The organism is Burkholderia sp. PAMC 26561, from assembly GCF_001557535.2.
Lineage (GTDB): Bacteria > Pseudomonadota > Gammaproteobacteria > Burkholderiales > Burkholderiaceae > Caballeronia.
On record NZ_CP014315.1, the window covers coordinates 608,557 to 633,854 of the forward strand.

Here is a 25,298-nt window from a genome sequence, read left to right on the forward strand (position 1 = left end):
GCGTCTACAAAGTTACGTAACCAAAATCCGAAAAGCAATATTTTTATAACAAAATATCGTTATAAATCAACGGGTTAAGTGTATTGCTTCAGACGTGCCGAAGCGTCCCGCGGGCTGTACCCGGGGGACGTTTCAAGGTGAAATCAAGTTGATTCAGGCGGGCTTTCGCGTGCCTTTTCTAGCGGTTTTCGATGCTTGCAAATGCTTCGTCAAGCGTCATCACGGCGGCGTATTTCTGCTGCATATCGAAGAGATTTGCATCGTGCGGACCGATCGCGCGATCACCGACGCAATCCGAAATGACCAGCGGGCGGAAGCCGTGCGACATGGCATCGACCACACTGGCGCGCACGCATCCGCTCGTCACCGCACCCGCCACGATCAGCGTCTGGACCGCGCGTTGCGATAACCACGGCGCGAGTTGCGTGCCGAAGAACGCGGACGGTACGGTCTTGCGCACGACCAGTTCGCCGGCGGCGGGCGTGAGTTCCGGCACGATTGCGCTGTTCGGGTGATCTTCGGTCAGCGTCGCCATGCCCGGGACTTTCAGGGAGAAGACGTTGTCGTCGCTGCCATCGGCGGCATAGACGATCCGGCTATGCGCAACCGGCCATTTATTGCGCCGCGCTGCCGCAAGCAAGTGCGTGGTACGTTCAATGGCCGGTGCAATGTTGCCGCCGCCGAAAGTCTTCGGGTCCGCGAAACCGACCACGAAGTCCACGATCAACAAGCCGATATTGCCTTTCACCGGCAATGGCGTGCCGAATCCCTGCTGCTTGTAGACGCCGGATTCCGCATGGCTCTGGATGTCGCTCATTCAATTGCTCCGATTCGAGATTGTGTTATCGGTCCATCACCACGCCGTCGCGAACCACGGCTTCGCCGTCGAGCATCACATCGCAATGACGCAGCGGAATGTCGATGTGACACGTCGTGGTGCGCTTGCCGCCGGCTTCGTTGTTCGGCCCAAGAGAAAACAGGAAATTGCCTTCGAATGCACGCGCATCCATGCCGATGGTCGCCTCGCGGTCATAGAGCCCCAACGTGGACCAGCGAGCGCGTGGCTGCAAACCCCAGCCAATATGCGAGATCGCATATCCTTCGGGATCGTTGAACGAAGCCATGTAGTCGCTGAGCAGGGCCGCGTCCACGCCACCATCGATGCGCGTTGCGTAACCATTCACAACAGTCAGCGTGATCGGATCGCTCACGTAGCGTTTTTGCGGCAGCAGGATGTCGCCGCGATCGATCACGATCTGCCCGCTTGCCTGGCCTTCGTTCGGGAACGTCAGCACGAAACCGCTTGGCCAGTGGTCCCAGCGGCCGGGTTCATCGACGAAACCGTATTCGGAGATTGCCGGGAATTCGCCCAGCGGACACACCAGTTCCGTACCCGCTTTCGACTTCACCCGCATTTCCTTCGATACCGTGATCCGCGCAGCCGCAGCGCGCACGCGCGTTCGATCGGCCTCGGTCGGAATCATGCGCACGAGTACTTCAGGCGGTTCGACGGCGAGCAGGATCTTCGTGCCGGTCTTGAGGATCTCGTGCTGCTCCGGCGAGAACAGCAGCGTCATCAGGTCGAGCACGAGATCGCTTTCCTTCAGCGCCGCAATGGCCGCGTGATTGCCGGTCAGCGGCGTGGTGCCGAGGTATGCGAGCGAATCGCGGCTCAGCGCCTTCTCGCCGTTCACCGGCAGCAGGTCGAGCCGGTTGACGATCGCGCCCATCGACTGCGTGGCGATCAACGCGCTCGACAACGTCTGCGGATGCGTGGACGCGCTCGTGAGGACGGTGACGGTCTGGCCAGCCTGCAGCTTCGATAACGTCAGCACCTCTTTCCACGCGGCAATCATTTCGTAATCGCTGATAGGCATGACAGTTCCTTTTTGGGTGATCTATGCGAGCTTTGCGCCGAGGAAATCGCCGAATGCTTCGTAGAAGCCGGCTTCGTTGTCCCACGGAATCATGTGGCCGGCATCCGGCACGCGCGCGTGCAGCAAACCCGGCGCGAGCGCCTGCATTTCCTTCACGTCCTCGTCGAGCACCACGTCGCCGCGTGCGGCCGTGATCAGCAGCGACGGCACGCGCAGGAGCGGCAGGTCTGCATGGATGTCGTCGGTATGGAAACCTTCGAACGACGCAAGCATCGCGCGTTCGTCGCAGGTATGGAGCCATTGCGCGCGCACGCGGCGTTGTTCTTCGGTCCACGTCGGGCAGAAGGCGAGCATGCCTTCCGCGTCGATGCCCTTGACCGCGAGGCGGATGGAATCGACGTACCACGGCAGTTTCGCCGGATACGCGCGGCGGCCGGGACCGGACACGGGCGGATCGACGAGAACCGTGCGCGTCAGGCCTTCCGGTGCGCTGCGAGCGGCGCGGATTGCGATGCGGGCGCCCATCGAATGGCCAACGAGCGCATAGTGTTCAAGGCCGAGCGCCTGAGCGAGCGCGATGACATCGGCGGCTTGTGCGTCGAGACTGTAGTCGAGCGTAGCCGTGGCCTCCGACAAACCCCGGCCGCGGACGTCGAGCACGTAGGTATCGAACTGGCGGCCGAGCACTTCGCCGACGAAACCCCACGTCACCGCCGGGCTGGTGATGCCGGGGATCAGGATCACGGCAGGGCGGCCGGCGCGCACGCCGTCTGCACCCCCATAGCGCAGGAAATGCTGACGAATGCCGTTGGCATTGACGTTCGCGCCGTAAAGCAAAGTTGAGTCCATCGCGGAGTCCTTGGATGAGTCGAGAGCTTGCATCGGAAGGTTCGACAGCGCGATCAATATGCGCCCGACAGCAGCGCGCCCGCGCCCGGCACGACGCGCTCGAGATCGAGTTCGCGCAGCATGGCGTAGGTCGTCGCGATCGCGGCGGTGATGACCGGCTTGCCTGTCATGGCTTCGACTTGCGGCACCGCGGCAAGCGACGGCATTTGCACACACGCCGACAGTACGATTGCATCGACGTCCTTGTAGTTCAGCGTCTTCACGATTTCCGGCAAGAGGCGCGGGTCGTGACGGCCAACGTCCAGATTGTCGGGAATTTCGAGCGCACGGTAATCGACGACTTCAAACCCTTCCGAGCGGATGTAATCCACCACGAGCTCGGTCAGCGGCTTCATGTAAGGCGCAACCACCACAATACGCTTCGCCTTGATGACCTTCAGCGCGTCGACCAGCGCACCCGCGCTCGTGATGACCGGCGCGGAACCGCCGTTTTCGACCGTACGTTCGTGCAGCCGCTTTTGAGAGACGCGGTGATACCCATGGCCCATCGCCATGATTGCAACGAGGCATGCATATCCCAGCACGTCGACGCGTGCGTCGCTGAGTTCGAGCGCGCAGCGGTCCGATTCCGCATCCATGGCCGCAAGCTCCTCCTTCACCACTTTCTTCATGCGCATGCGGCTCGAATGGAAAGTGAAGCGCTCCGGGCGGATGGTCTGCCGCGCGAGCAGCATGGCCGGAATCTCGGTTTCCATTGTTGTATTCGAACTCGGCACGATCTGGCCGATGCGGAAGTTTTTGGTCATCTGTTCGACTCCGTAATTCGTGGGCCGCACGGGGCAGCTTGTCTGGTTCAGGAAAGTCTAGTGTACACGTTGGAATATAACAAGATTCCACAAATAAATTTTAATGGTGCAGCCATGCTTCAGCTTGGTGAAAACCCTTATAATTCGCACCGATAAAGGGCTTTCCCGCACCTGTCGAGATCAACTGCAAATTTTCTTTACCCAAAATAATTCAATGTGTACACTCGATATCAGTTCACACACAGGCTCGGTTGAACGACTTTCGTCCGAGCGCCAGACATGGAGAGATCATCATGAGCACACCCCGTATCGCGATTGTTGGCGCGGGCCTTGGAGGAACGGCGGCAGCCGCGTTGATGCAGCGCGCCGGTTATTCAGTGCGTCTGTATGAGCAGGCGCCGGCGTTCTCGCGTCTTGGCGCGGGCATCCACCTGGGGCCGAACGTGATGAAGATCATGCGCCGCATCGGTTGCGAAGATGCATTGAATGTCATGGGATCGCATCCGGACTTCTGGTACAGCCGCGACTGGAAAAGCGGCGAGGCGATTGCGCAGATTCCGCTCGGCGATTTCGCTGTCAACGAATATGGCGCGACCTACCTGACGGTGCACCGCGGCGACTTTCACGCGCTGATGACGCAAGCCGTTGCGCCGGGCACCATCGAATTCAACAAGTGCCTGACCAATATTGAAGAAACCGATAAGGACGTGCGCCTGACGTTCGCCGACGGCAGCGTGGAAACGGCCGACATCGTGATCGGTGCGGATGGCGTGAACTCGAAACTGCGCGATCACCTGCTTGGCGCCGAGCCGCCGCGTTATACGGGTCATGTGGCGCATCGCGCGGTGTTTCCGGCGTCGCTGCTCGGCACCGATCCGTTCGACCTGTGCGTCAAGTGGTGGTCGGAAGATCGCCATATGATGGTGTATTACGTCACGTCCAAGCGCGATGAAATCTATTACGTGACCGGCGTTCCGCAAGCAGAGTGGCCGGCGGGACAATCGGTTGCGCCGAGCAGCCGCGACGAGATGCGCGAAGTTTTCGCGGGTTACCATCCGTCGGTGCAAAAGCTGATCGATGCCACGCCGGAAGTCACGAAGTGGCCGCTGCTGGAACGCGACCCGCTGCCGTTGTGGAGCCGCGGCCGGCTGGTCCTGCTCGGTGACGCCTGCCATCCGATGAAACCGCACATGGCGCAAGGCGCGGCCATGGCTATCGAAGATGCGGCCATGCTGACGCGGTGCCTGGACGAGATCGGCGTGAACGATTACACGAATGCGTTCGCGCTGTATGAAGCGAATCGCGCGGAACGTGCTTCGAAGGTGCAGCTTGTGTCGCACAACAACACGTGGCTGCGCACGAACGAAGATCCGGCCTGGGTATTTGCGTACGACGTGTTCAACGAGCCGTTGAAGACGCCAGTGGCGAAGCAGGCTTCGACGGCTGCAGCCTGATACTGATAAACGTCAAACATGAGCGTGTCCGCATCTGCATCATCGGCCTCCGAATCCATGACGCTCAGTGTCAATGGTTCATCGCGTACGCTCGAAGGCGTGACGCGTGACACGCCCTTGCTTTATGTCTTGCGCAACGACTTCGAGCTGAACGGTCCGAAGTATGGCTGCGGCCTCGGGCAGTGCGGCGCATGCACGGTGCTGCTCGACGGCGGTGCGGCGCGTTCGTGCGTGGTGCCGGTCGCGGCGGCTATCGGACGGGAAACGGTCACGCTCGAAGGGCTCGGCACGCTGGATGCGTTGCATCCGATCCAGCGCGCTTTTATCGATGAACAAGCCGCGCAATGCGGCTACTGTCTCAACGGCATGATCATGAGCACGAAGGCGCTGCTCGATCGCGATCCCGAACCCGATGACGCCGCGATTCGTGATGCGTTGCGCTTCAACCTGTGCCGCTGCGGTACGCATATCGAGATCATGAAGGCCGTGCATCGCGCGGTCGAGTATTTGAAACGCGAAGAAGGGCGCTGATCCAATGACGCGTGTAACGGACCTCCTGTAATGGACCTCATGCACGAACGGGATTCCGGCCGACCCGTGCTGCTGCCCGAGTCGATGCTCTATGCATGCGTGCTGGTGGACGTCGACCCGGCGTTGCTGCAGCGTGCTGCTGCGCTGCAAATGGAAAGCGTGCGCTGGGTTCACGCGGGGAACGTGGCTGCGTTTGTTGCGGCCCGTCTTGAACTTGCGTGCGATGCCGCGCGGCGCGTGGTTGATCATACGGGCGCCGATGCGTCGCTGCCCGTGCCGCACTCCGGCCTGCAGCAGGAAGCGCATTACGTCTGGCCGCTTTCTCCGGACACGTTCACGCCATGCGAGGCGATCGCACGCTTTGACGGCGACTTCATCTCCTTATGGACGAGCACCCCGCCAGGCGCAGATCTGCTCGCGAAGCTCGTCAGCGCGACGGGGTTTTCCGCTGAGCGCTTCGAGTTCCATCCGCTCCATACAGCGACCGATTCAACGCTCGCCGCAATCGCCGCCGTGGTGCTGATTAAAGAACTCGGCGGCGCAGTGTGTGTCGGCGGATATATGTCGGCGTCGCTCGTGCGCGAGGCGACATTTTCCGTCGCGGCTTCATTGGACAGCGAAGGTGCGCTGCTCGATTGGCAATACATTGCGCGAACGCCCGGTGTTTCCGGTGACGAAGCCGCTGCACGAGATCCAGGCCCGTATGTGTCACGCCGTTCGAAATTACTGATCGACGATCCCGCCAAACTCATTCCTGACGCGGCGCATGCCTTTGCGCGTGAATCGTTCATCGATGAAATCGCGCGTGAGAACAACCGCGATCCCGTGTCGTTCCGGCTCGATCACCTTGATCCGGTGGAATACGACGGCGCACGCGAGCTGATCAATACAGTCGCGGAACGTGCGGCGTGGGGTGGCGAGCCGAAGTATTCGACTAGTGGAATAGCGCACGGCCGCGGTTTCGCTTTCGATGAACACAAGAGCAACGCGGTAACGCCAGCGTATTCGGCGTGGATTGTCGATCTTGATGTCAATCGCGCGACCGGCGACGTAGCGGTCAAGCGCGTGGTGGCGGGGCGTGCGAGCGGTCGCAGACGCTTGGGCAGCATGAGCGGCGTTCCGGTGTGGCTGATTGCGGCGGCGGCATCGCGTGCGCTCGGTCTGCAGCTCAGCGCGCGGCCATCGCACGACGAAACGCCCGGCGCTCAGGCTGTATCGCATGATCTGGCGGTGGCCGCCGCCGCGGATGTGCCTGCCGGGATTGCCATCGAAAGCATCGATGCATCGCCGGCCGCTGCGGCTATCGCCAATGCGCTCTTCGATGCAACCGGCGTACGCTTTCGCGCGCCGCCCTTCACGCCGGAACGCGTGCGTGCGGCGCTGGATGGATCGGAAGCGTCAATGGTCGGGGCACCGGTTGGCGTACCAAAGCGCGGCAAACGCTCGCTGAAGGCGTTGCTCGCGGCCGGCAGCCTTGGCGGCGTGATCGGCCTCGCATGCACGCTATGGCCGTTACGGGCGTCGATAGAACCCATCGCGCGCCCGTTGGCCTCCACCTGGTCCGAGGCCACCATCGCGCGTGGCCGCCAGATTGCCGAGTTCGGCGATTGCGCCGTCTGCCACACCGCGCCCGGCGGCGCCGTCAACGCGGGTGGCCTAGGGCTTGAAACGCCGTTCGGCCTGGTCTATACGACCAACCTCACGCCTGACCCGAAGACGGGCATCGGCAACTGGTCCTTCGCTGCGTTCGACCGCGCGATGCGCCAGGGCATTTCGCGCGATGGCCACCATCTCTACCCCGCGTTCCCGTACACCGCCTTCACGAAGATGAGCGAAGCCGACATGACCGCGCTGTACGCCTATCTCATGTCGCAGCCGGCCGTCGAACATGCGCCGCCGCAAACGCGCTTGCCGTTCCCGCTGAACCAGCGCGCGCTGGTCGCGGGCTGGAATGCGTTGTACCTGAAGCAGGGCGAATTCAAGCCGGACCCCACGCGTTCGGCGCAATGGAACCGCGGGCAATATCTCGTCGATGGCGCCGGCCACTGCAGCGCATGCCATTCGCCGCGCAACGCACTCGGCGCGGAAAAAGGCGGACGCTTGTACATGACGGGCGGCAGCGCGGAGGGCTGGGTTGCACCTTCGCTGGTCGGCAACTCGAAAGCGCCCGTCAAGTGGACCGAACAGGCGCTCTACGATTACCTGAAGACCGGTTTTTCGCACGAGCACGGTGTCGCCGCCGGACCGATGGCGCCGGTCGTCGCGAGTTTGTCGACACTGCCCGAAGCCGACGTCCGTGCGATGGCGCATTACGTGGCGTCGTTATCGGCTACGGCGGAAGTCGCGAAACCGGTGGCAGTCGCGCAAGCCAAACCGGACGCCATCACCCTGCAAGCTCTCGACAGCGGCCGTCGCATTTTCGATGGCGCGTGCGCCGTATGCCATGCGGCTACCGGCGGTGTCGGCAACTTCGGTGTGCGACCGTTGCTGGCGCTCAATACAAGTGTGAGCGAAGCTACGCCCGACAACTTGCTGAAGGTCATCCAGAACGGCATCGACGCCCCCGCCACCGATGCGCTCGGCTACATGCCCGGCTTCAGGGACTCCTTCGATGACCGGCAGATGGCCGACCTCGTGACGTATATCCGCGCCACTTTTGCGCCGAACGAAGCGCCGTGGAAGGGCTTGGCGCAGGTGTCGGCGCGGGTGCGCAAACATGCGCATTGACCCTCCGACGCGTTCCTCCGATACCTCGCAACCTCCCTCGCCCCAATATGAAGTATCGGAGCAGATCGGGCATCTGCTGCGCAAGGCTTATCAGCGGCATCTGTTCATCTTCGGGCGAAGTATCGACGACCCGCAACTGACCGCCGTGCAGTTTGCCGTGTTGAGCGCGAGCCGTAAGCTCGGGCCATCGTCCATGAGCGACCTGGGCAAGGCGACCGCAATCGATGCGGCCACGGTACGCGGCATTATCGAACGTTTGAGGGCGCGCGATCTGATCGAGTTGCGCACCAATCGCGATGACCGGCGCAAGGTCACCGTGCAATTGACGCAGGCGGGCGAAGAACTGGTCGAGGGCGTAACGCCGGTTGCGCGGCGCATCAGTGAGCTGACCATGAGCGATCTCAACGACGCCGAACGCGTGGCCGTCCTGTATCTGCTGCGCAAACTGAGTGCGGTCGAGAGCGACTGATATCGCTGCAAGATTCATAAAACCACTGCGGGCAAAGCCACTGCTTCTTATAATTGCATCCTGTCCGCATGCCAGGCAGAGGTGGCTCGCGGCATTGCACCAATAGCGGGACCTTCGCACCGCAAAAGAGATTGTGGTGTGTACGCTGGGTTTTAAAGGTGCAATGCGGTGCGGTGCCTTGCTTGCATGTCAGCGAACCGTCAGGCTTAAGGTCCTTCTGCATAGCGACAAAAGGCCAAAATACCTAGTACAAGTCACTAGCTGTAAAACAGGCATACTCATTGCATAGAAGACTAGAATTAGAGTGTGTACATGAGTTGATGAGTTGATCCAGCGCTGCGCAGGACAGGCGCCGTCTTCCTGATCAAAACCAAGCGATAGAGGCGTCGATGTTGTCGAACCTGACTGTGCAACTCATCAACGGACTAGCGGATGCATGCGCCATGTTTCTGGTCGCGTCCGGTTTGTCGTTGATCTTCGGCGTGACGCGTATCGTCAATTTCGCTCATGGCTCGTTCTATATGCTTGGCGTCTACGTGGCCTACAGCATTGCGAGCCGCTTCGGTTCAACGGTCGCGGGCTTCTGGCTTTCGATGCTCGCCGCGGCTGTCGTCGTCGCCGTAATCGGCGCGCTCGTGGAGATGATCGTGCTCAGGCGCATTTATCAGGCGCCCGAGTTGTTCCACTTGCTTGCCACGTTCGCGCTGGTGCTGATCTTCCGCGATGCCGCGCTTTACATCTGGGGCCCCGAAGACCTGTTCGGCCCGCGCGCACCGTTGCTTGGCGGTGCGGTCAGTCTGCTCGGCCACTCGCTGCCGACGTATGACATCGCGCTGATCGTGATCGGTCCCATCGTGCTCGCGGTGCTGTGGTTCGGCCTGACGCGCACGCGTCTCGGCACGCTCGTGCGCGCGGCAACGAGCGACCGTGAGATGCTCGGCGCGCTCGGCATCAATCAGGCTTGGCTTTTCACGGGCGTGTTTTTTATCGGTGCGTTTCTCGCGGGACTTGGCGGTGCGCTGCAAGTGCCGCGCATGTCGGCGAATCTTTCGCTGGATCTCGATACCATCGGCAATGCATTCGTGGTCGTGGTGGTGGGCGGCATGGGATCGATTCCCGGCGCCTTCGTGGCCGCGCTGCTGATTGCCGAGATCAAGGCGCTGTGTATCGGCATTGGCGATGTGACCATTGGCGGCATGGTCTTTTCGCTTAGCAAATTCACGCTCGTGGCGGAGTTCGTGGTGATGGCGATCGTGCTGGTTGTGCGGCCCTGGGGACTGCTTGGTCGCGCGCAAACGGCCGTTCGCACGATGGCGTTCGCCGAAACGCCACTGCGCCGCGCCGATTCGCGGCTCAAGATATTCGCCGGTATCGTCCTCGCGGTGCTGTTGCTCGCGCCGCTGTTGTCGGGCGTATTCCCGTACATGCCCGTGCTGCTGGTCGAGATTTTGATCGCCGTCTTGTTTGCGACGAGCCTGCATTTCATCATGGGACCGGGCGGCATGCACTCGTTCGGGCACGCTGCGTATTTCGGACTTGGCGCGTATGGCGCAGCACTGTTCCTGAAAGTCCTCAACTTGCCGATGGAAGCCGCCATTGTTCTCGGCCCCGTGCTTGCGGGCCTGGGCGCACTCGTGTTCGGATGGTTTTGCGTGCGTCTGTCGGGCGTCTATCTCGCCATGCTGACGCTCGCTTTTGCGCAGATCGTGTGGTCGGTCGTGTACCAGTGGGATGCGGTGACGGGCGGCAGCAACGGTATTCTCAACCTGTGGCCATCAGCGTGGCTGAGTTCGCCGATTGCGTATTACTACCTGACGTTGTTCTTTGCAGTCATCGGCGTGTGGATGCTCAGGCGCATGCTGTTCTCGCCGCTCGGCTATGCAATGCGTGCTTCGCGTGATTCGGTATTGCGCGCTGAAGCCATTGGTATCGATGTCAAGCGAATTCAATGGGTCGCGTTCATAATCGCATCGCTGTTTTGCGGGCTTGCCGGATCGTTGTACGCGTTCTCCAAGGGTTCCATCTCGCCGGAAGTGATCAGCGTGGGGCGCTCGGTCGACGGCCTCGTGATGGTCCTGCTCGGCGGCATACAGACGCTGGCCGGACCCATTGTTGGCGCAGCGGTGTTCACGTGGCTGCAGGATACCGTCGCGCGTCAGACCGACTACTGGCAAGCGCTGCTTGGCGGCGCGATCCTGGTGCTCGTGATCGCATTTCCGCAGGGTATCGTGGGCTTCGTGCAGCACAAGCTCGACTCACGCCGCAATGCCGATCACGGCGCCGCGCCGCAACCTGCCAAGGAGGCGCTATGACGTTGCTGCGGGTATCGAATCTGGCGAGATCGTTCGGCGGCCTCAAGGCGGTCGACGACGTCTCCTTCGACCTCGAAGCCGGACAACTGCTTGCGCTGATCGGCCCGAACGGTGCGGGCAAGTCGACGTGCTTCAACATGCTCAACGGCCAGTTGAAGCCAAGCTCGGGTTCGATCCTTTTCGATGGCCACGAGATCGCCGGCAAACGTCCACGCGATATCTGGCGCCTGGGCGTTGGCCGGACTTTTCAGATCGCGGCCACGTTCAACTCGATGACCGTCATCGAAAACGTCCAGATGGCGCTGGTATCGCGCGATCGCGAACTGTTCAACTGGTGGAAGCCTGCACCATCGCTACACGCCGACGAAGCCCTCGCGCTGCTCGAACAAGTCGGCATGGCGGCGCACGCGAAGCGCGCATGCGGCGTGCTCGCTTACGGCGATGTCAAGCGCGTCGAGCTCGCCATCGCACTTGCCAACAAGCCGAAATTGCTGCTGATGGACGAACCGACCGCAGGCATGGCGCCCAAGGAGCGCAACGACCTCATGGCGCTCACGAAGCAACTCGTGATCGACCACAAGCTCGGCGTGCTTTTCACCGAGCACAGCATGGACGTGGTGTTCGCTTACGCCGACAAACTCATCGTGCTCGCACGCGGAAAACTGATCGGCGAGGGGGATGCCGAGACCGTGCGCAACGATCCGCGTGTGCGCGAGGTGTACTTCGGCACGGGAAAATCGTTCATGCCGCGTGCATCGCTTGCCGAAGACGGAGTTGCTCGATGACGGCCATGCTGAAGGTCTCGGGCCTGAACGCGTTCTACGGCCGCGCGCAGATCCTCTACGACGTCGGTCTCGAAGTCGGCCGCGGCGAAGTGGTTGCGTTGATGGGCCGCAACGGCGCCGGCAAATCGACCACGATGAAAGCCCTCATGGGCATGCTTCCCACGCGGCGCGGCGCGATCGACTTTTGCGGCCAGGACATCTCCACGATGCCACCATATCGCATCGCGCGTCTTGGCATGGGTTTCGTGCCGGAAGACCGCCGCGTGTTCGGCGATTTATCGGTGATGGAAAATCTCGATACCGGCCGTCAGCCGCCCCGCGAAAACGCACCGCGCTGGACGCCCGAAAAACTCTTCAAGCTGTTCCCGAATCTCGGCGAAATGCCGAACCGCCCCGGCAGCCAGATGAGCGGCGGCGAGCAGCAGATGTTGACGGTATCGCGTACGCTGATGGGCAACCCGTATCTCGTCCTGCTCGATGAACCTTCGGAAGGCGTGGCGCCGATCATCGTCGAGCAGATGGCGAACATGATTCTGGAGTTGAAGCGCGAAGGGCTTTCCATTCTTCTTTCCGAGCAGAACATGCACTTTGCCGAACTCGTCAGTGACCGCGCCTATGTGCTCGAAAAAGGCCAGATCCGGTTCAGCGGCACCATAGACGAACTCGCACGCGACGAAGCCGTGCGGCGGGCTTACTTGAGCGTATGACGCGTGAACGTATGAAGCGGTTTTTAATCAGCACCCATCTGGAGAGAACAACTATGACCACGCGTGTTGGATCGTTGCTGCGCCTGACCGTCCTGATGGTTACGCCGCTAGCCGCCGCCCTGGCGTCGACCGGCGCGGCTGCTGCCGACACCATCAAGATTGGCGAAATCAACAGCTACAAAGCGCAGCCGGCGTTCCTCGGGCCGTACAAGAACGGCTGGAACATGGCGCTGGATGAAGTCAACGCGGCAGGGGGTATCGACGGCAAGAAGCTCGAGGTCATCTCCCGCGACGACAACGGCAATCCGGGCGACACGGTTCGCGTCGCGCAGGAGCTCGTGACGGGCGAGCAGGTCTCGCTGCTGTTTGGCGGTTTCCTCTCGAACACGGGTCTGGCGCTCGCCGACTATGCGAAGCAGCGCAAGATTTTCTTCCTCGCCGCTGAACCGCTGACCGACAAGATCGTCTGGCAGGACGGCAACAAATACACGTACCGGCTGCGTCCATCGACTTATATGCAGGTCGCCATGCTCGTGCCCGAAGCCGCCAAGCTGCACAAGAAACGCTGGGCGGTCGTGTATCCGAACTACGAGTACGGACAGTCCGCAGTGGCCACGTTCAAGCGTTTGCTGAAGGCCGCGCAACCGGATGTGGAGTTTGTCGCCGATCAAGCCGCGCCGCTCGGCAAGCTCGACGCAGGCGCCGTGACGCAAGCCCTCGCCGATGCCAAACCCGACGCCATCTTCAACGTCGAGTTCGGCGCGGATCTCGGCAAGTTCGTGCGTGAAGGCAATACACGTGGTTTGTTCAAGGGCGTCTCGGTGGTGTCGCTGCTGACCGGCGAACCTGAATATATCGATCCGCTGGGCGCCGAGGCGCCGGTTGGCTGGATCGTGACGGGCTACCCGTGGTATTCCATCGATACCCCGCGAACAAGAAGTTCGTCGCGGCGTACCAGGCGAAATATCACGACTATCCACGGGTCGGATCGGTGGTCGGATACTCGGCGCTGATGTCCATTGCCGATGGCTTGAAGAAAGCCAGGTCGACCGACTCCGAGAAGCTGGCGCAGGCGTTCAAGGGCTTGTCCGTCGATACACCTTTTGGCCCGATCTCGTATCGCGCGCAGGACAACCAGTCGACCATGGGCGCGTACGTTGGCACGACGGCGCTCAAGGACGGCAAGGGCGTGATGACGTCGTACCGGTATATCGATGGCGCGAGCGTCCAGCCATCGGATGCCGAAGTGGCGAAGATGCGGCCGGCGGATTGAGCTTTGGAGCTGTTGTCGTTTAAAAAGAAGCCGCGCCCGGGAACGAGCGCGGCTTTTTAGCTGGGCCTGACAGGAACCGAAACTTTCAGCCTTCGGAAGAAACGCGGCGCAAATTCTCCGTTGTCTGTGCCGCCGGCGGCGTTGCCTCGGCGGGCTTGCGCCTGGCGGGCGGCTTCGACTTGATGCTGGCCCCATGCACGAACAACACGACCAGCAGTGCAGCCATCGCCCACACAGACACGACCCACATCAACGTGCTCATTTCATCCCCGAACCGATTGGTATCTTTACGTTGCCGCAACGACTGGCATGGATGAATTGTGAGGCTCCCGCCGGCAAAGCAATTCCCCGATAAGCGCGGCATTCTACGGCTATTTCACTGAAGAATGACAGCTACGAATCGGAGGATGGCTGCGTAAAATTACCGCACGTTAAAACGGCTCACCGAAAACGCCGAGAGATCGACATCGCTTCGTCCCGTGAGGGTCCGCTGCGCAAGCGCCTCGCCGATACCCGCCGAGTGCTTGAAGCCGTGCCCTGAGCACGCGGAAACCACGGTCACATTGGCGAGCGTGGGGTGGTCGTCGATGATGAAACCATAGTCGGGCGTGACCGTGTAGGTACAAACGGCGGCTTTGACCAGCTCCGGCGTCACGCCCGCAAAATTCTCCGAGACGTGGGACCAGACCATTTGCGCAACCTCCGCGTCCGAGACATTGCGATCGAGTGTATCGATGGAATCCAAACCTACGTACTGCTCCGTTGCGATCTTCATGCTTCCTTCGCCGGGAACGGGCGGAAAGCCGTAGCAAATATCCGTTTCCAGTGGACCGTGCGAAAGGATGAACGTCGGTGACATTTCTGGAAATATCGATGGTTCTTCGAGCCTGAACCAGAACAGTGTTTGCCTGCAGACCGTCAGCAACGCGCCGAACGGTTCGCCCAGCAAATTTGCCGACCACATTCCGGCGCACACAATGACCTTGCTGGCCGCGAGCGTCCGATCGCCGGTTCTGACGCGCACCACGCCGTCGTCAGATTCAATCGATGAAACCGTCGTGCCGGTGATCACCGTAGCGCCCAGTTTGCGCGCAGCGTTCAGTTGCGCCGCAATGCAACGCTCCGGGCGAACATAACCGCCTTGGGGTTCGAAGTAACCGGTTGCGTCGTCGCGAACCGGTCCGAACTGGGGAAACCGGGCGCGGATTTGCGAGGCGTTCAGGATCTCGTGCGCAATGCCGTAACGGCGCGCAAGTTCAATGGTGTGTCCCGTGAAATCTTCCGCGCCATGGTGACGTGCGGGCGCTTCGCTCGACGTCATCACAAGCACGCCGCATTGCTCGAAGAGCGCTTCGCCGCGGTCTGCTTCGAGCTCGCGCCAGATTGCGTGCGAGCGGTGCACAAACGGAATGTAAGCGGCGCCTTCGCCAACCGCCAGGCGGGTGATGCGTGTGTCGCCGTGACTCGAGCCCTGGTCGTGCGGCGGCGCGAACCGGTCGATGCCGACAACGTCGGCGCCCGCCTTGGCGAGTTGGTAAAGCGTTGCGGCGCCCATGGCGCCCAGTCCTACAACCACGACATCGCACCGCAATTCCTGATGCATTCGGTTCATAGCACCGCCTGTCATGATGGCTTCGTATCCTCTTTTGCCGGATCGATGGCGGGCGCAAAGCGGCCTTGCTCCGCGATCAGTTGATCGTCCGCGGTTGCAACGAGCCAGAGCCGCGCGTGCTCCGCGAGATGCCGGTTGTGATCCTTCAGCGGTCCCATTGCGCTCGCAGCTTTCCAGACGACCGGGCCGACACGGCTGCTCCTGCCTGACGGCGCGCCGACCAGCAGAGCGTACGGTCCAAGCGGGAGGGAAACAAACGGTTGCGCCGGCCTGGCACGCACCCGCCAGTGGATGAACGGCGTCTCGCTGATCAGGAGCGGTGCGGGCAAGCCGTAGAGCACGCTGAAATCGTACAGCGCGAGTTGCGCACGCATGCCGGCGTAGCTGCGACGAATGTCTTCGACAACGGCTGCGCGGATCTCGTCGTCGAACATCGCTTCTTGCGCGTACCGGGCGAGCGCTTCGTGAGCTTCCCGTTGGTACGCGCTGAAGATGCCGAGCTCCACGCAGTCCTGCACCGCCCGCTGAACGTCGGCGACAGAACCGGCGTCCGCCGGTGTGCCCAGTTGCGCCGCTCGCAAAAAGCGGGCAAGTCCCGCTTCCTGGATCACCGGGCCGTCCGCGGCCGCGTTGTCCGGAGCGTCTTTGTCGAGTGGGACGTAGATGTATTTCTCGGCGGCAAAATGCGATTTCTTGCCTTCATCGAACTTGATGGCGCCGTCGGTGCAATCGAGATAGCGAGTCCCGATTCGACCATGCTCCCAGACCCAATTCTTCAGGAACGGACGCAGCGGGTGCAGTCTTTCGTGATCGGTCATTGAACCCTCCAGATGCGCCAGTATAGTTCGGGCTCGCCATGGTTCGTTCGTTGTTCATCCGCTATACGTTCGCTTGTGGTTCGCTATCTGTCAGTGACACTTCGATTTCTTCGCATCAGATAAGTGTCCATGATCCAGCCGTTCGCGTTGCGCGCCTCGGCGCGAACGCGCTCGATATCGCCCATGACGTCTTTCACTTTTCCGGAGATGAGGATTTCATCGGGCGTTCCTACATACGCGCCCCAATAGATATCGATGTCCTGATCCGCGAAACGTTTGTACGCGTTTTCGGCATCCAGCATGACAACGACGGTATCAACGTTGTCCGGGAAACCTTCCGCAATCAGCCGGCCGGTCGTGATCTGGATCGATCCCCCAATGCGGTTCAACGGGATCTTGTGCTGCGCGGCGAGCGCCTGCACGCTGGTGATGCCGGGGATCACTTCATACTCGATCTCGTGACCGCCTTTCCTGATGATCGAATCGATGATCCGGATCGTGCTGTCGTACAGCGCCGGATCACCCCACGTCAGGAACGCGCCGCACTCGCCGTCCGCCATCTCGTCTGAAATGAGCCGTTCAAATACGGCCTGCTTGTCGTCGTTGAGATCTTCCACGCTCCCGCGATAATCGGCGACATTGCGCTCCCGCTCCGGGCTCGTCCCCTCGGCGAACCGGTAATCGTTTCCCTTGATGAAACGCCGGCAGATCTCCCGCCGCAATACAATCAGTTTTTGCTTGGCGGCGCCCTTGTCCATCACGAAGAAGACGTCCACTTCGTTGAGCGCGTTGACCGCCTGAATAGTCACATAGTCGGGGTTGCCCGCACCAATACCAATGATCAGAATTCGCTTCATCACCGCCTCGTTCAAGGATTTGGTGACACGATACATTGTCTCGATGCAGCGATGCATCCGTGAACGGGAAAATCCCGGGACCAGCCCGGGATAGAGTGCACAGCGTGCTTGTCAGATAGAGGCGCGCAGCGTCCTGGCAGCCGCCACCATGTTGGTCAGCGCCGGAATGACTTCTTCCCATTGACGCGTCTTCAGGCCGCAATCCGGATTCACCCACAGGCGTTGCGCCGGAATCCGTTCGGCTGCTTTCCTCATCAATTGCACGATGTGCTCTTGCGTCGGAATGTTCGGCGAGTGAATGTCGTACACGCCCGGTCCGATCTGGTTCGGGTAGTTGAAGTGATCGAACGCGTCGAGCAACTCCATGTCTGAACGCGAAGTCTCGATGGTGATCACGTCGGCGTCCATGTCGGCAATCGAAGCGATGATGTCGTTGAACTCCGAGTAACACATATGCGTGTGGATCTGCGTCTCGTCGTCCACGCCGTTCGCCGTGATGCGGAACGATTCCACCGCCCAGGCGAGGTATGCGTTCCACTGCGATTTGCGCAGCGGCAGGCCTTCGCGCAATGCGGCTTCATCGATCTGGATCACATGCACGCCGGCCTTTTCGAGGTCGAGCACCTCTTCACGGATGGCGAGCGCGAGCTGGTAGCACGAGACGGAGCGCGGCTGGTCGTCGCGCACGAAGGACCAGTTCAGGATCGTGACGGGGCCGGTGAGCATGCCTTTCATCGGCTTGGCTGTCAGCGACTGCGCGTATTTGATCCATTCGACGGTCATGGCCTTCGGGCGGCTGATGTCGCCGAAGAGGACAGGCGGCTTCACGCAACGCGAACCATACGACTGCACCCAGCCAAACTGGCTGAAGGCGTAGCCATCGAGCTGTTCGCCGAAGTATTCCACCATGTCGTTACGCTCGGCTTCGCCGTGGACCAGCACGTCGAGCCCCAGCGCTTCTTGTTCGTGCACGCTGCGCTCGATCTCGGCGCGCATCGCGGCCTTGTAGCCGGCGTCGTCGAGCGCACCGCTCCTGAACTGGCTGCGCGCATGGCGGATGGCGCCGGTCTGCGGGAACGAGCCGATGGTCGTCGTCGGATACGCCGGCAGTTTCAGCAAGGCAGCCTGCTTGCTCGCGCGTGCCGCATAGACATTCTTGCGCTGGCCCAGCTCCGGATTGATCTTCGCGAGGGCGGCCTTGACCACCGGGTTGTTCACGCGCGGCGATGCGCGTCGCTCGGCGATGGCAGCGCTGTTTGCAGCCAGTTCGGTCTTGACGGCGTCGCGGCCTTGATTCAACGCGGTGGCGAGCAGCTTGAGTTCGCCGAGTTTCTGCAGCGCAAACGCAAGCCATGAGCGGACTTCTGTATCGAGCTTCTGCTCGCTGTCGAGATCGACCGGCACGTGCAGCAACGAGCAGGAAGGCGCGATCCAGAGGCGCTTCCCGAGCTTCTTCGCAACGGGTTCGAGCCAGTCGAGCACGCTCGCCAGATCCGTCTTCCAGATATTGCGGCCGTTGATCACGCCGAGCGACATTACGCGGTCTTGCGGCAATTGAGCGATGACTGCATCGACTTCGGCGCGGGCGTTGATTGCATCGAGGTGCAGGCCGTGCACCGGCAGTTTGCAAGCCAGCGCCAGATTGCCGAGCAACGGGCCAAAGTACGTCGCGAGCAACAGCTTGACCCTGCTGTTCGCAAGCGCCTGATAGGCCGTGACGTACGCCTGTTGCCAGTCGGCGGACAGCTCGGTCACGAGGACGGGTTCATCGATCTGGACCCATTCCACGCCTTCTGCGGCCAGCGTGGTCAACAGTTCCGCGTACACCGGCAGCAGGCGCGGCAGCAGGGCCAGCTTGTCGGAGTCGTCCTTGGCCTTGCCAAGCGCCAGATACGTCACCGGGCCGATGATCACCAGTTTCGCCTTGACGCCCTGCGCCTTGGCCTCAGCCAGTTGTTCGAGCAGACGTGACGGATCGAGTGTGAACTCCGTGCCCGCGCTGAATTCGGGAACGATGAAGTGATAATTGGTATCGAACCATTTGGTCATCTCGCCGGCAGCAACGCCGCCGCAGCACGCGCTGTGGTCCTCGGCGCCCGCGGCTGAACGGCCGCGGGCCACGCGGAAATAATTATCGAGGGTATCGCCGTGAAAACCATGAACGCGTTCCGGCAGGTTGCCCAGCGCGAAGCTCATGTCCAGCACCTGGTCATAAAACGCGAAATCGCCCACTGGCGCCAGGTCGAGATCCGCCTGGTTTTCCCAATGGCGGCGGCGTAGCCCCGCGCCCAGCTTTTTGAGTGCGTCGAGCGACGACTCGCCTTTCCAGTAGGACTCAAGTCCGAACTTCAGTTCGCGCTTGGCGCCAATGCGCGGGAAACCGAGATTGTGTGTCGTGACCATAGATGTGCCGCTCCTTGAATGAACGGCACGATCTTAGTTTGCATGGTCCATGAAATATAATGGTCATTTCTCATCGATCGATTAGTTCCTTTCATGGACGCACGATGCTCGAACGAACGCACCTGGCCATCATCCGCGAAGTCGACCGTCAGGGCTCCCTGACGGCAGCCGCGAGCGTGTTATGCCTGACGCAGTCGGCACTCAGCCATACCGTCAAGAAGATGGAGCAGCACCTCGGCACGGCGGTATGGACGCGCGACGGGCGCAATCTCCGGCTGACGCAGGCGGGGCAATACTTGCTCGCGCTCGCCAACCGCGTGTTGCCGCAAATGGAACACGCGGAAGAACGCATGAAGCAGTTTGCGCTGGGGCAGCGGGGCACGCTGCGCATTGGAATGGAGTGCCACCCTTGCTACCAGTGGCTGCTCAAGGTGGTGTCGCCGTATCTCGCGCGCTGGCCCGACGTGGATGTCGATGTCAAACAGAAATTCCAGTTTGGCGGCATCGGTGCGCTGTTCGGCTATGACATCGACATCCTGGTCACGCCCGATCCGTTGAGAAAGCCCGGCTTGCGCTTCGAACCGGTATTCGACTACGAGCAGGTGCTGGTGGTCGGGCGCAAGCACCGGCTGGCGAATGCGTCTTTCATTCTCGCCGATGAACTCGCCGACGAGGTCCTGATCACTTACCCGGTCGAGATCGATCGCCTGGATATCTACAACCAGTTCCTGATGCCGGCGAACGTCATGCCGAAGCGGCACAAGGTCATAGAGACCACCGACATCATGTTGCAGATGGTCGCGAGCGGCCGGGGGGTCGCCGCGCTGCCGCGCTGGCTGGTCGAGGAATACGCGGACAAGGTCGCGGTCAGCGCGGTCCGGCTGGGTGCGCAGGGGATCGCCAAGCAGATTTTCCTGGGCGTGCGCGAAACCGATCAGGCTATCGATTACCTGACCGCGTTTGTCGAGCTCGCACGTGGATCGGACTGGAATGCGGCCGTGGGCTCGGCCGTTCAGCGTGCGGCCGCCATTGAGTATCATCTCTGAGCCGTTCGTCTACAGTCGATTTGCGGTGTTTCCTAAAGTTTTTACAGCCGCAGCCGTTATTCAGTGAGTGCGCTTGATAGCGGTCATCTCCCACTATGGCATCGGCCGCCCCTTTGGAGAGGTTCCGGTGCGTGTCGCACCAAAGACGCCAGACAAACTGGAAGATGATGGCGCAAAATTACGATGGGATTAAAGATGCGGAAAGTCAGTGAGACAAAAGCGTTTGACCTGAGTATCGCTGTCCTTCGGAAGGCTCAGGGGAAAGGGAATCCCGACGACTTCGTGACGGGTACTCCGGAATGGCAAAAAGCACAGCTCGGGGTCATGCAGGACACCATGCGGATCATCGGCCTGCTTCGCAGCGAAATGAACGAAACCGGGCGCTAAGACAGGCGTTCCGAGGCGCTAGCCTGCACGGCACAACGCGCGCCCTCTCACCCCAGGTGAAAACCAGCGGGTAAGCACGTCCCTCGACCAGATCAACTGCAGTCCGGCGCGCCATGCCGTTCGGCCGGCTTGAACCCAGCGCTGAAAAGGCTGGGTTCACGAGCGCGTGCGATTGACGTCTACGAGCTCAACCATCGATTATCGGCAGCGATGCTCCCAGTGATGATGAACGCGGACTTTATGGCATTCGCGATGATGGTGATAGGGCGCGGCGGACGCCGGCGCGATGGTTACCAACGTGACAGTCGCAGCAGCGAGCGCAAGAATCAAGGTTTTCATATGTTTGTGGAAGACTGGAGTGGAGGGGCAAGGCGCTTTGGATCGGTCACAGTGTGACAAGCTTGATAACGACAGATCCGGCTATTTCTAAAGCGAAAATAGCCGGGAAGCATGTTTGCCGCCCCGCGACGCGCGACTTGGTTATCCCAGGTCCCGACCCGAGTCACACAACAGCGCCTGCGTTTTTGCGGGGTCAGTTGTTTTCGTTATGAATCTCAACCGAGAAACGTGTGTTGCCCGGGTTGGATTGCTCATTCAGTGCATTCGGGGACGTACAGTTTGGCTGGCCAGCCACCCTCAGTATTTGCAGGAACGGATCACCCGTCCCGATTTCCTCGATCTCCAATGCTGGAAACTTTGCTTTTTTGATCTTGATATACCTGTACTCAATCGAGATATGTGACGCTACATACGTATCGATCAAATCCTGAAACACAGTTCGTGTCGATACTGCAACGCTATAGTGCACGCCATACCAATAGTCGATTTCCTTGTTATCGCGATCAATTCTATGACACTGCAGCAGCATTTTCTTTATATGGCCTTCATACGCTTTATGAGCGCTGTTTGCTTTGGTCGTCAGGGGTGTGAGATTTTCGTCCGTGTCGCCTGAACCTCCCATCTCTTCGTTCAGTAAGTGCCCGGCGATCCAGCCTGTCATATGGCTATCGCCCACGAGTGCACGCATGAACGGTCGCAAGCTGTTGGCGCTGGTTTTTGTACCGAGTGCGTAATAACTCGATACGTTGGATTGATCAGGGCCAAGTACTGCTGCCATCGACGTCCCGCTGCGGATTTGCGCGCTCTCGAACGTTTGGATCAGAGGTGGTCCGTACACTTCGCTGACAAGCCCGACAGCGAATCGATCTATCACTTTGCGGTTGGTCGTCGATAAAGATTTTCTGAAAGCCAAAAGTCTTCTCCTTTGATGCTGGTACCCGTAAGACACGCCAGGCATGCAGTCCTGTCTTTTCCTGTTAGCACGCGCGCCCATGAATCATCCCGCTTGCATGAGCACTTGCAGGAAGGTCGATTTCATGGGTAACAACACCGGGACCATTCTGTTTATTCCTTGTGCACAATCGCTCGGTTGGAAGTGGCTGGGTCGACGCCACGACAAATCGCACAGATCGCTTGCACGATTACAGCGACGGAGTATATGATCCATATATGTTTCATATATAGAGGTTGCCATGGGCATCGTAAATATCGACGATGATCTGCACGATCAGATACGCAAGGCAAGCGCCGTGTCGTGCCGGTCGATCAACGCGCAAGCGGCCTTCTGGATCAAGATTGGTTTGTTATCCGAAATGAATCCAACGCAGAGTTTCAACGAGATCGTTGCGGGAGAACTGCGCGCGGCGGGCGTCGTATCGCAACCGGTGAAGGTGGCTTTGACATGACCAAGCGACCAGAAGAAATCGCATTGATGGCCGAGTCCGGCAAGCTGCTGGCGGACGTGTTCGGCTATCTGGACCGGCAGAGCTTGATCGGCATGTCGACCATGCAGGTCAACGATCTGGTCGACAGCTTCATCGTGAATGAACTCAATGCGCGCCCGGCAAGCAAAGGGCAGTACGGGTATGCCTACGCGCTTAATTCCTCTCGCAACAACGTGGTTTGCCACGGCGTTCCATCCCCTGCCGAGCTGTTGCAAAGCGGGGATATCGTCAATTTCGATATCACGCTGGAGACCAATGGTTTTATTGCCGATTCCAGCAAGACATACCTTGTCGGCGAGGTTTCTCCGCTGGCCAGACGGCTCGTGCAAGTGACTTACGAAGCCATGTGGAAAGGAATCAAGGCGGTTCGTCCAGGCGGCAGACTGGGCGATGTGGGGCATGCCATCGAGCGGCACGCACGCAGAAACGGCTATTCGGTCGTAAGGGAATACTGCGGGCACGGCATTGGACGTGAAATGCACGAGGATCCTCAAGTGCTGCATTGGGGAAAGCCGCGCACGGGCCTGGTGCTGCAGGAGGGAATGGTGTTCACCATCGAACCGATGATCAACCAGGGGCGGCATGCCGTCCGTACTGAAGAAGATGGCTGGACAGTCGTTACGGACGATGGACAACTATCTGCGCAATTCGAGCACACTGTCGCCGTGACTCGCAACGGCGTGCGCGTCCTGACTTTGCGCCCCGAAGAAAAGATGCTCAACTGACGGCCCGGGGAAGGGGAATCGCGAAAACAAGATGCGTTCCCTTCTTCATGACATCGACCCGATCATCCACCTATAAGGCTCCATGAGAAACCTCCTTGCATCGACAATCGCGACGCTCATTCTGCTTGCTAGCACAGCCGCGATAGCCCAGGCGCCCAAGCAGGAGTGCGCCATCGGCTATGTCACGGGCATTGGCGGAGCGGCGCAAAACGTCCGTGAATACCTCGCATTGCCGGACCGCGACAAGTATCGCTACCTTGCGGACAACCCGATCAATTGCCGGGTTTCGGATGAAGGCCGTGCGTCGGCGTGTACGGGCCTCACGAGCTTCCGGCACGAAAAAGTCAGCGTCTACGATGACGTCGACAACGCGACAATGGCCGTCGTCGCGCGCGTGGAGCTCGACCGGGGAACGTATCCGGCGATCATCGTCGTGCCAAGGCCGAATGTGCAGTGCGAGGAATGATTGCAAAGGCTGCGTGAAGCGGGTATCGAGCGAGCCAACCTCTCTTTGGTAAAAAAACGGCGCGCACTGCAGAGTGCCCGCCGTTTTTCCTTTTAACGCGTAACGATCCGGCAGCAAGCCGGGCCTGATTAAACGTCAGAATATGTTGCGAAGGCCGACTGCAACGCCGGTCTGGTTGTTGCGTCCCGGGAAGTCCGCTTGCGCGGCGCCCGTCCCGCGGATGAAATCGACCGTGCCATACACTTCCGTACGCTTGGACAGCGCGTACTCGGCAAGCAGCACGCCCGAGTAACGTACCCCGCGGCCAAGCGTGGTTCCGTCCGCGTTCAGCGCATTGCGCGAGTGATCGTAGTAGCCCGCAGCAGTCAGCAGCAACGGCGGAGTTACCTGCCATGTGGTGCCGGCGTAGAAGCCGTCGTCGATGCGGTTCGTATTCGCCACGGGGGCCGCAAAGCTCGCCGCGGGAGAGTTCGCAGCCGACATGAAGATGTCGACCATGCCGGTATTGTCCTGCGCGTGCAGCCAGCCGGCGTAAGCCTTGACCGTACTGAACGCATAGACCGCGCTCACGTTGACCACGTTGAACTTGCGGTTTTGTGCGTCGCTGTTCTGCTGGAAGCCGGCATCGAGCGACAGGCCGCTGAACGTGTAGGACGCGGTTACGCCGTACATGTTGTTCGCGCCCGTGCTGCCCGCCGTGTTGCCGAAGGCGTACATGGCTTCCACGTTCAGGCCGCCGAACTGGCCGTTGTACTTGACCGAGTTGTTCGAACGCAAGCCGTAGCCGAGTGCGCCGGGCAGCCAGCCGTCCTGATCGTAGTTGCCCACGGTCAGCGGATCATAGACGTTGCCAAGCTGATCGAAGAGCGGCGTATTCTGACGGCCGAACGTAAGGGTGCCGTACTGGTTGCTCGATAACCCGACATACGCCATCCGGCTAAACAGCGTGTTCTGGCTCGCCAGTTGGCCGTTCCAGACGTTGAAACCGTTTTCCAGGCGGAACACGGTGGACAGTCCGCCACCCAGATCCTCGGAACCCTTCAGGCCCCAGCGGCTGCCGGTGATCGGGCCGTTGCCCATCGCTACCTGGCTGTCGTTGTTTGCATTCGCGTTCGTAAGATAACGTACGCTGGTATCGACAATGCCGTACAGCGTGACCGAGCTTTGCGCAAAAGAAGATTGAGCCGCGATGGCGATGAATGCGCCGGTAATGGCGCGAGTGATTTTGTTCACCAGTGTCTCCGCATGTTTAGTTTTTAGATAAACGCCGGCCGGTTTTGACGGCCCTGATCCATGAACGATTTTGTCGTCCGGGCGCAATCATATTTCCGTCGATTAAAAAGCGGGACTGGTTTTCAATATTCGTGTCTCCCGTTCGCAACATCGGGTTGACTTGCACGAATTGATTGG

At 60.3% G+C, this 25,298-nt stretch carries 23 protein-coding genes and 1 pseudogene; 13 read left to right on the forward strand and 11 right to left on the reverse strand.

All coding sequences use genetic code 11. The features are described 5' to 3' along the window. Nucleotides 1-178: 178 nt before the first annotated feature. Genes AXG89_RS37465 through AXG89_RS37480 form a run of 4 tightly spaced genes read right to left on the reverse strand, consistent with a single transcriptional unit; the run spans nt 179 to nt 3,532 of the window. Complete coding sequence (locus tag AXG89_RS37465; protein ID WP_062001075.1) at nt 179-817, reverse strand: N-carbamoylsarcosine amidohydrolase; 639 nt, start codon at nt 815-817, stop codon at nt 179-181. A gap of 25 nt (nt 818-842) precedes the next feature. After that, a complete protein-coding gene (locus AXG89_RS37470; RefSeq protein WP_062001074.1) occupies nt 843-1,877 on the reverse strand; it encodes a hypothetical protein in 1,035 nt (344 codons plus the stop codon). 21 nt (nt 1,878-1,898) lie between these two features. After that, nucleotides 1,899-2,726 carry an alpha/beta fold hydrolase gene (locus AXG89_RS37475; RefSeq protein ID WP_075360368.1) on the reverse strand — a complete coding sequence of 276 codons (828 nt, stop codon included), beginning with the start codon at nt 2,724-2,726 and terminating at the stop codon, nt 1,899-1,901. Nucleotides 2,727-2,779: 53 nt separating this feature from the next. Next, a complete protein-coding gene (locus AXG89_RS37480) occupies nt 2,780-3,532 on the reverse strand; it encodes a maleate cis-trans isomerase family protein (RefSeq protein WP_075360202.1) in 753 nt (250 codons plus the stop codon). A gap of 293 nt (nt 3,533-3,825) precedes the next feature. On the opposite strand from AXG89_RS37480, the gene AXG89_RS37485 reads away from it, so the two are divergent. The 8 genes and pseudogenes from AXG89_RS37485 (at nt 3,826) to AXG89_RS37520 (ending at nt 13,790) form a co-directional block, all read left to right on the forward strand. Next, nucleotides 3,826-4,986, forward strand: coding sequence for an FAD-dependent monooxygenase (locus AXG89_RS37485; RefSeq protein WP_075360203.1), 1,161 nt, complete (start codon nt 3,826-3,828; stop codon nt 4,984-4,986). A gap of 57 nt (nt 4,987-5,043) precedes the next feature. After that, nucleotides 5,044-5,517, forward strand: coding sequence for a (2Fe-2S)-binding protein (locus AXG89_RS37490; protein WP_062002249.1), 474 nt, complete (start codon nt 5,044-5,046; stop codon nt 5,515-5,517). Between the two features lie 30 nt (nt 5,518-5,547). Beyond that, nucleotides 5,548-8,244 carry a cytochrome c gene (locus AXG89_RS37495; RefSeq protein ID WP_236873685.1) on the forward strand — a complete coding sequence of 899 codons (2,697 nt, stop codon included), beginning with the start codon at nt 5,548-5,550 and terminating at the stop codon, nt 8,242-8,244. Beyond that, nucleotides 8,234-8,713, forward strand: a complete 480-nt coding sequence (locus AXG89_RS37500; RefSeq protein ID WP_075360205.1) for a MarR family winged helix-turn-helix transcriptional regulator — start codon at nt 8,234-8,236, stop codon at nt 8,711-8,713. The genes AXG89_RS37495 and AXG89_RS37500 overlap by 11 nt, the downstream gene beginning before the upstream one ends. Nucleotides 8,714-9,102: 389 nt before the next feature. Continuing rightward, complete coding sequence (locus AXG89_RS37505; protein WP_075360206.1) at nt 9,103-11,025, forward strand: ABC transporter permease; 1,923 nt, start codon at nt 9,103-9,105, stop codon at nt 11,023-11,025. Further along, complete coding sequence (locus tag AXG89_RS37510; protein ID WP_075360207.1) at nt 11,022-11,810, forward strand: ABC transporter ATP-binding protein; 789 nt, start codon at nt 11,022-11,024, stop codon at nt 11,808-11,810. Before AXG89_RS37505 ends, AXG89_RS37510 begins: the two co-directional genes overlap by 4 nt. Next, nucleotides 11,807-12,517: an ABC transporter ATP-binding protein gene (locus AXG89_RS37515; protein WP_075360208.1), complete on the forward strand. Its 711-nt coding sequence runs from the start codon at nt 11,807-11,809 to the stop codon at nt 12,515-12,517. The genes AXG89_RS37510 and AXG89_RS37515 overlap by 4 nt, the downstream gene beginning before the upstream one ends. Nucleotides 12,518-12,570: 53 nt before the next feature. Continuing rightward, nucleotides 12,571-13,790, forward strand: a pseudogene (locus AXG89_RS37520) (ABC transporter substrate-binding protein). Between the two features lie 85 nt (nt 13,791-13,875). Here the strand turns inward: AXG89_RS37520 and AXG89_RS42670 are convergent. The 5 genes from AXG89_RS42670 to metE all read right to left on the reverse strand — a co-directional run bounded on the left by AXG89_RS42670 (nt 13,876) and on the right by metE (nt 19,480). After that, nucleotides 13,876-14,052: a hypothetical protein gene (locus AXG89_RS42670; protein ID WP_155524263.1), complete on the reverse strand. Its 177-nt coding sequence runs from the start codon at nt 14,050-14,052 to the stop codon at nt 13,876-13,878. A gap of 159 nt (nt 14,053-14,211) precedes the next feature. Continuing rightward, nucleotides 14,212-15,402 (reverse strand): N-methyl-L-tryptophan oxidase, encoded by a 1,191-nt coding sequence (solA, locus tag AXG89_RS37525; protein ID WP_236873686.1) that lies wholly within the window; start codon nt 15,400-15,402, stop codon nt 14,212-14,214. Nucleotides 15,403-15,413: 11 nt separating this feature from the next. Continuing rightward, complete coding sequence (locus AXG89_RS37530) at nt 15,414-16,220, reverse strand: hypothetical protein (RefSeq protein WP_075360211.1); 807 nt, start codon at nt 16,218-16,220, stop codon at nt 15,414-15,416. An 83-nt stretch (nt 16,221-16,303) separates the two neighbouring features. Further along, nucleotides 16,304-17,077: a precorrin-6A synthase (deacetylating) gene (gene cobF / locus AXG89_RS37535; RefSeq protein ID WP_075360371.1), complete on the reverse strand. Its 774-nt coding sequence runs from the start codon at nt 17,075-17,077 to the stop codon at nt 16,304-16,306. 111 nt (nt 17,078-17,188) lie between these two features. Further along, entirely contained in the window at nt 17,189-19,480 is a 2,292-nt protein-coding gene (gene metE / locus AXG89_RS37540) for a 5-methyltetrahydropteroyltriglutamate--homocysteine S-methyltransferase (RefSeq protein ID WP_075360212.1), read from the reverse strand. A 104-nt stretch (nt 19,481-19,584) separates the two neighbouring features. Between metE and AXG89_RS37545 the strand changes: the two genes are divergently transcribed. Further along, a complete protein-coding gene (locus tag AXG89_RS37545) occupies nt 19,585-20,526 on the forward strand; it encodes a LysR family transcriptional regulator (protein ID WP_075360213.1) in 942 nt (313 codons plus the stop codon). A gap of 183 nt (nt 20,527-20,709) precedes the next feature. After that, entirely contained in the window at nt 20,710-20,913 is a 204-nt protein-coding gene (locus tag AXG89_RS37550) for a hypothetical protein (RefSeq protein WP_062001063.1), read from the forward strand. A 532-nt stretch (nt 20,914-21,445) separates the two neighbouring features. Here the strand turns inward: AXG89_RS37550 and AXG89_RS37555 are convergent. Then, nucleotides 21,446-22,165: a hypothetical protein gene (locus AXG89_RS37555; RefSeq protein ID WP_119024798.1), complete on the reverse strand. Its 720-nt coding sequence runs from the start codon at nt 22,163-22,165 to the stop codon at nt 21,446-21,448. A 280-nt stretch (nt 22,166-22,445) separates the two neighbouring features. Here AXG89_RS37555 and AXG89_RS37560 point away from each other — a divergent pair, with 280 nt between their 5' ends. The 3 genes from AXG89_RS37560 (at nt 22,446) to AXG89_RS37570 (ending at nt 23,888) form a co-directional block, all read left to right on the forward strand. Beyond that, a complete protein-coding gene (locus AXG89_RS37560) occupies nt 22,446-22,658 on the forward strand; it encodes a ParD-like family protein (RefSeq protein ID WP_075360215.1) in 213 nt (70 codons plus the stop codon). Continuing rightward, complete coding sequence (gene map / locus AXG89_RS37565; RefSeq protein WP_075360216.1) at nt 22,655-23,422, forward strand: type I methionyl aminopeptidase; 768 nt, start codon at nt 22,655-22,657, stop codon at nt 23,420-23,422. The genes AXG89_RS37560 and map overlap by 4 nt, the downstream gene beginning before the upstream one ends. Nucleotides 23,423-23,504: 82 nt before the next feature. Next, entirely contained in the window at nt 23,505-23,888 is a 384-nt protein-coding gene (locus AXG89_RS37570) for a hypothetical protein (protein ID WP_075360217.1), read from the forward strand. A 135-nt stretch (nt 23,889-24,023) separates the two neighbouring features. Here AXG89_RS37570 and AXG89_RS37575 read toward each other — a convergent pair whose 3' ends face one another. Further along, nucleotides 24,024-25,121, reverse strand: coding sequence for a porin (locus AXG89_RS37575; protein ID WP_062001058.1), 1,098 nt, complete (start codon nt 25,119-25,121; stop codon nt 24,024-24,026). Between the last annotated feature and the right edge of the window lie 177 nt (nt 25,122-25,298).